The sequence below is a fragment of the Ramlibacter sp. genome (assembly GCF_036676645.1).
GTDB lineage: Bacteria > Pseudomonadota > Gammaproteobacteria > Burkholderiales > Burkholderiaceae_C > Ramlibacter.
Genome location: NZ_JAKFCM010000091.1, coordinates 1 through 6715, shown reverse-complemented (window position 1 = coordinate 6715; position 6715 = coordinate 1). Strand labels below are relative to the sequence as shown.

Here is a 6715-nt window from a genome sequence, read left to right as displayed (position 1 = left end):
TTGTGGTGCATGTGGGCGGCGCTCTGGTCCACCCGCACCGGCACGCCCGCGCCCTGCAGCGCGATCACGTCGCTGCCGCGGTCAAAGGCCTTGTCGTTGTCGGTGATGAGGCGCACTGCCACGCCGCGCCGGTGGGCCGCGAGCACCTCGTCGCTGATGCGGTCGTCGGACAGCGTGAACACGCAAAGGTCGGCGCGCTGGCGGCAGGCGCGCAACTGGCCGACGATGGCGTTGCGGCAGTCGTCGCCCGGGCTGAACCAGGCCTGGGCGCGGTAGGAGCCACCGGCCGTGCGCGACACGTCCAGCGCGCGCACCACGCCTTCGAGCCAGCGCACCAGCGCGCCGGGGTCGTTGTCTTCGACTTCGGCGAGGTGCGCGCGCACCAGCTCGAAGGCCTGGTTGCGCAAGCGCCGCAGGCCCTCTTCGGGCAGTTGCGCCGAACGCAGGGTGTCGGTGAGCGCGCGCTTTTCGTCGTCGGAGAGGCGCACGTCGGCCAGGCTGTCTTCGAGCTGCTGGCGCAGCCGGTGCAGCGCGTCTTCGGTGGTGGCGCCCACCTCAGCTTCCCCGGACCTTGAGTTCCGCCTGCCGCGCCTTGACCTCGTCGAGCTGCTGCGCCACCTTCTCCACCTCGGTGCGGATCGAGTGGTCCATCTTCAGGCGGCGTTCGGTGGCCGAGATCAGCGGCAGCAGGATGGTGCGGTAGGTCACCGCGATCTCCAGCACCGCCTCGGCCAGGCGCAGGGCTTCGGAGGCCTGACCCTCTTTTTCACTTTCGGGCTTCTTCAGGCCATCGACCGCGCGCGCCACATCCAGCAGCCCCGAAGTGATGCGGGTGCCTGCGTCGGTGTCGCTGCCGCCGAGCTTGCGCTGGCGCACGAACTCGCCGCAGATGTCCACCCAGCGCCGCGCTTCGTCGGCCGTGGGGCTGCCCAGCAGCTGCGCGAGCTTGAGCAGGTTTTCTTCGGCGCCGGTGGTGAGCGTCTGGGCCTCGCCGCGGTAGTGGTCGCGCAGCAGGGCGTCGAGCTCGTCGTCGCGCATCTGCGGCGTGATCTGCGCCGCCAGCTTGGTCATGTTGCGGTAGCTGCCCTGCAGCTTGAAGGGCGGCTCGGTGCGGTAGTCGTCCTTCTGCGCCGCCGACTCGATGTAGCTCAGGTTCACCTTGAGCAGCAGGTCGCGCGCGCGGAACAGGCGCTTGAACAGCTCGGTGAGTTCGTCGAGCTCGGCCGCGCCGTAGGGGTGCGCGAACGCGGTGGCGGGCACGTCCTGCCCCTCGGCGCGCCGCACGAGCAGGTGCACGTCCTTCGGGTCGCGCGAGGAGAGCGGCAGCAGCACCGGGTTGGCGGTCAGCGCGTTCTCCAGGTACGACAGCGCGAACAGCGCCTCGCGCCCCGAGAGCACGTCGCCCAGGTTGTAGATGTCGGCGCGGTTGGCCAGCATGTCGGGGATCTTGAACACGTCGCCCGACTCGGTGTAGGGGTTGCCCGCCATCACCACGGCAAAACGTTTGCCGCGCAGGTCGTAGCTGCGCGACTCGCCGTTCCACACGCCTTCGATGCGGCGCGTGCCGTCGGCCAGCGCAATGAACTTCTGCAGGAACTCGGGGTTCGTGTGCTGGATGTCGTCCAGGTAGAGCATCACGTTGTTGCCCATGGCCAGACCGAGGTTGAGCTTCTCCAGCTCCTGGCGCGCGGCGCTGTGTTCGGCGCTGGCCGGGTCGATGGAGACCACGTCGTGGCCCAGGGCCGGGCAGTTGATCCGCACGAACACCATGCCCAGCCGGTCGGCCACGTATTCCATCAGCGTGGTCTTGCCGTAGCCCGGCGGCGAGATCAGCAGCAGCAGACCCATGCGGTCGGTGCGCGAGGCGTCGCCCGCGGCGCCGATCTGCTTGGCCAGGTTGTCACCGATCAGCGGCAGGTAGAGCTCGTCGATCAGGCGGTTGCGCACGAAGGTGGACAGCGGCTTGGCCTGGAACTGGTGCAGGCGCAGGCGCTGTTTCTCTTGCGTGACCAGTTCGTGGCGCAGGCGGTGCCAGGCTTCGAACGCGGGCACGTTGCGGCCCTGGTGGTGCAGAAAGCGCTGCCAGAAGTGGTTCAGGTTGAGCGCCATGCCGCCTTGCACCACGCGCGGGTGCTCGCTCAGCAGGCCGTCTACTTGCGTCTGCAGCACGGCGTTCACGCGCTCGCGCGGCACCGGCAGGCAGAGCACGCCCGCGGCCTCGTCCACCCAGCCCGCCGCGTCGGCGGCCTGGGCGGTGGCGAAGGCGCGCACCCACTCACGGGCGCGGTGCCAGCGTTCGCCGGGCATGCAGGCGTCCAGCTCATGCTGCCAGTCGGCCCAGCGCCCGCCGCGCTCCAGTTCGCGTTTGAAGGCGTCGGCCAGGTCCTGCGCCGGGCCGGACACGGCCCAGGTGGGTGTGGCGGCGTCGTGGGCCGCGAGCTGGCGCACCAGGTAGGCGGCGGCCTGCGCGCAGCGCGTGGCGGCCTGTTCGGGGTCCACGCCCTCGCCGCCCAGCTCGGGCTGGAACTCGTCGGCGAACCGTTGCAGGGCGGCGGCGGTGTCGGCCTCCACGGCTTCGAGCGCGGCCTGCGTGCCGAACAGCTGCTGCATCTGCAGGGCCGCGCGAGCGCGGCGTTGCAGCGCGTCGCGCTCGTTCACGAAGCGGCCGTGTTGCCAGTAGAGCAGCGCCAGCGTGCGCTCGGACGGGCCCCAGGCCAGCAGGCCCGCGCCGTCCTGCATGCGCACCAGGGCGGCGGCGAGGCGAGCGGCGTCTTCGTCGTGCACGCCTTTCTGGTAGCCCTCCTGGTAGCGCGGCGCGGCGAAGGCGCGCACACGCTCCAGCAGGGGCGCGGGCTGCTCGGGCGTGGCGGCCTGCACCGCGCCCACCAGCGTGGCCCAGTCCAGCCCCTGCTCGCCGCGCAGCGCCGCCTGCACCAGGCAGCCCGCGAGGTACTCGGCGCGGCACAGCTCGGCGGTCTCGGACACCAGCGCCTGGTCCCAGCGCGCGCGGTAGGCATCGAGACGCGGATCCTGCACCGGGGCCATGTAGTCGGTGCCTGTGATCTGGAAGCTCAACCCGCCCTGGCTGGGCACGAGCGAGAGGTCCAGCGGCTGGCGCTGGATGGTGAAGGCGTGGCGGCCGAAGCGCAGCGTGTTGCCGTCGGCGGCGACCAGCTCGCTCTTGTCGCGCACGGCGCGCAGGGCCTGGTCGCGCGCGGTCTTCAGGCGCGTGGCAATGTCGTCGGCCTGCACCTGCGCACCCAGGGAACGCAGGTCGGCCATGAGCTGCTGCAGCTTGGCCAGCAGCGGATCGCCGGCGAAGTAGCCGTGGATCTGGCCCACGTCGGCGAAGCCGGCCACGCGGCGCGGGATGCCGTCGAGGATGCGCCCGGCCGCCTCGCTCACCGCCTGGGCGCGGCGCTGGCGCGCTTCGACCAGGGTCTGGCGCCGCGCGGCCAGCGCGTCCACCACGGCCTCGCGCTTGCTCGCCACGTCGGTGATGAAGACCTCGTGGTCGGCGAAGCGGCCTTCGAGTTCTTCGAGCTGCGCGAGCAGGCGGGTCAGCGCCTCGTCGCACTTCTCGGGCGTGTCGGCGAATTCGAGCGCGTTGTCCACCGCCTGGCCGAACAGCTTGAACTGCGCGCCGAATTCGGCGGCGGCCTCGGTAGCGCCCAGGCTCTTGCGGCGGCTGCGGGCCTCGGCGCGCAGGCGGTTGATGTCGGCGTAGAGGCCGGAGATGCGGTCCAGGATCGCGGTGCGCACCACCGCGTCACCGCCGGGCAGGCTGCCCAGCTGTTCGGTCAGCAGGTCCAGCCCGGAGGCCTGTTCGTCCAGCGTCTCCAGCAGCTTGCCCAGCGCGGGCGAGGTGTTGGCCTGGGCCAGGGCCGCCGTGGTCTGCACCAGGGCCTGCTGGTGGCCGTCGAAAGCGTGTTTGTCTGCCAGGAACGCCATGGCCTTGTGGCCCACCTGCAGCTGCTGCGCCTGCAGCGCCTCGTCCATCGCCTCGATGGCGGCGAGGTCGGCGTAGCGCAGCTCCTTGAGCGGTTGCAGCCGCCCGCGGCGCTCACGCAGCCGCCCCAGGGCCTGCACGAAGTCTTCCGGCTTGCGCCACAGCGTGCTGGCGATGTCGGTCAGCAGGGCGTGCTGCTCGCCTTCGGCCTGCTGCAGGGCGCGCGCCGTTTCGCGGCGGATGCTGTCCACCTTCTCGAACTCGGCCAGGGTCTGGCGCGCGCCTTCGACGATGGCCTGCAGCTCGGTGCCGAGGCTCTGAGCCTCGGGCTCGCCGAGCCAGAAGTAGGCGTCGCTCACGCGGGTGCACTGGCGGATCAGGTCTTCGTAGGCGGTGCGCGTGGGCACCTGCTCGCGCACCGCGCGCGCGATGCCCATGAGGTCGGACACGCCGCGCACCAGCTCGGCGTTGCCCACCTTGGCGAAGAAGCCGGTGCCACGCGGCAGCGAGGCGGCGTGCTCTTCGCTGGCGAACGGCGTCTGCCACAGCTGCATGGGGTGCACGCGCGTGGGCTCTTCGTTGTCGGCCAGGAAAACCAGCATGCGCCCGTCGGGAAAGCGCGCGTAGCCGTGCGCCACGATGGGCGCGGCCAGGGTCTTGTTGATCAGGTGGTAGCTGAACAGCGCATAGTGGCCACCGCCCGGCTGGTAGAACACATAGAGCACTTCCTCGCCGTGCGGCGAGCGCAGCATGCGCTTGAAACGCAGGCTGCTGCTGAGCGAAGCAGGCAGATCGAAGCGCTTGTACTCGCCCGACTGCAGGTACATGCCGCCGGGAAAAATGATGCCGTGGTCTTCGGGCAGCTGCACGCAGGAGACACCGATGGCGTCGATGCGCTCCACCTTCTGGGTGCGGGTGTTGAAGACGAGGTAACGCGTCTCGGACTCGCGGTAGGGCTTGACGCGCAGCAGGATCAAGAGGCCCAGGCGCGCCCAGGCCACCTCGGCGTCCACCAGCGCCTGGTGCTTGTCTTCCACCGGCTCGCTGTAGATGCCCAGCCCGGTCTCGGTGTTGTTCTCGATCTTGACCGTGAGGTCGCCGCCCAGGGTCTCGACGAAGATGGTGTCGAGCACGTTGATGTGCGGGTACTTGCCGCCCACGTGGTCCTCGCGCGAGGCGACCGTCCACTCGAAGTCGTGGGTGGGCGGCAGCGCCATGTCACGCTCGCCGCGGTTGTCCACGTAGCGCACCGCGCCGCCGGGCTCGATGCTCCAGCGGAACACGCGCAGGTCGTGCAGCTGCTGGCCGATCTGGAAAGCCGCGAGCAGCTTGTCCTGCGTGACGCGCAGCTGCAGCAGCGTGGCCTGCTTGTAGTAGGCGTGCAGCTCGCGGAAGTCGGCCACGAAGCGCGGGTCGTCCAGGAAGCTGCCGGCCAGCGGCACCGCCTCCAACTCGTCGGCGCCGTCGTGTTCGGCCAGTCGGTAGAGCGCGAACACGTCGCCCACCGCCGTCTCCTTCTTCAGGCCGATGAAGACGTTGTAGCCGAACAGCAGCACGTCGCCGATGCGCACCAGGTCGCGCGCGACGCAGTTGTTCTCGGTGCGCGCGCGGGTGCGCAGCAGCAGGCTCTGCTCGGAGCGGCCGAAGGTGCCCAGGCGGGCTTCGTTGAGCGCCTGGGTCTTGTTCTGCAGCGCGTCGCCCTGGGCCTGCAGGCGCTTTTTCAGCAGCTCGTAGCTGCCGCCGTCGGCCACCAGGCGTTCGACGGCGTCGGCGCCGGTTTCCCCACCCGGCGCCGCGGGATCTTGTCTGGACATGTCGGACTTTCTGTGGTGCCTGGGGTCACCAGCCGTTGCGGATCAGTTTGAGCACCACCCCGGGTTCGGCCTGCTGCTGCAGCCACTGCCGGATGCGCAGCACCTCGTCGATGCAGTCCGCCCCATGGCGCTGGCGCACCTGCGCGTCGCGCCGCTCCTGCGCCTGCGCCTCGCGCAGTTGCCGCTGCCACATGTCGGACAGCACGTCGTCCAGCCGCGCCTGCTGGAACTGCAGGACCGCCCATTCGCCGCCGTCGAGCCAGACGGCATGGCAATGCACGCAGCGGTCGATGCGGATGTCGGGCTGGCCGCCGGTGCGCAGGCGCTCCATGATGCGCTGGCAAGCCGGGCAGGCCCGGGCCGGCGAATCGGCCTCGGGCAGCCAGTGTTCGACCAGCTCGGGGGCCTCGGCCAGCGGCGCGCCGCTGGCGACCCATTCCCGGTGGTCGTCCAGGCGGACCCAGTGGCCGTTGCATTCGACGCATTCGCGCGTGGGCAGGCCGGGCGAGAGCGATTGTTCGCTCAGGGCCGGTCGGTGGTCGCAGGCGCAGCAATGCCAGGTGTTGGACATGGTGGTGTCTCCGTTCAAAAAGGGATCAGCCTTTGTCCAGGCCATTCATCAAGGTCCGCAGGGCACTCTTCTGGGCCTCGGTGCCGTCGCGCATGACCTTGCTCAGCAGGCCCGCCACGCTGAGGTTCTGGATCTCGCTGGACGAGCCGCCGAGCGCACCCAGCAGGCTCTGCAGGTCGGGCACCACGTCGCGTTCGCCCGCGAGCTGGTCCTTGAACGCCACCTGCAGCGTCTTGCTCTTGTTCACCACGCCGTCGATGCCCTTGCCCACGGCCAGCGCGCCGACGAAGCGGTCGAAGTAGTCGCCCTGCCCGCCCACGATGTCGATCTTGGCGTTGGCCATGGCGGCACCCAGCACCTCGGCCTGTTCGCGCGCGATGG

General features: G+C 70.3%; 3 protein-coding genes and 1 pseudogene. All 4 read right to left on the bottom strand.

All coding sequences use genetic code 11. The features are described from left to right. On the bottom strand, nucleotides 1-554 hold a 554-nt coding region (locus V6M57_RS13440), incomplete at its 3' end, for a phospholipase D-like domain-containing protein (protein ID WP_332815506.1). A 1-nt stretch (nucleotide 555) separates the two neighbouring features. Then, the gene (locus V6M57_RS13435) at nucleotides 556-5763 is read right to left on the bottom strand and encodes a DNA repair ATPase (protein WP_332815505.1); all 5208 of its coding nucleotides are present in this window, start codon (nucleotides 5761-5763) and stop codon (nucleotides 556-558) included. A gap of 25 nt (nucleotides 5764-5788) precedes the next feature. Further along, nucleotides 5789-6334 carry a TFIIB-type zinc ribbon-containing protein gene (locus V6M57_RS13430; protein WP_332815504.1) on the bottom strand — a complete coding sequence of 182 codons (546 nt, stop codon included), beginning with the start codon at nucleotides 6332-6334 and terminating at the stop codon, nucleotides 5789-5791. 25 nt (nucleotides 6335-6359) lie between these two features. Then, nucleotides 6360-6715: pseudogene (locus V6M57_RS13425) on the bottom strand (hypothetical protein); the annotation flags it as partial.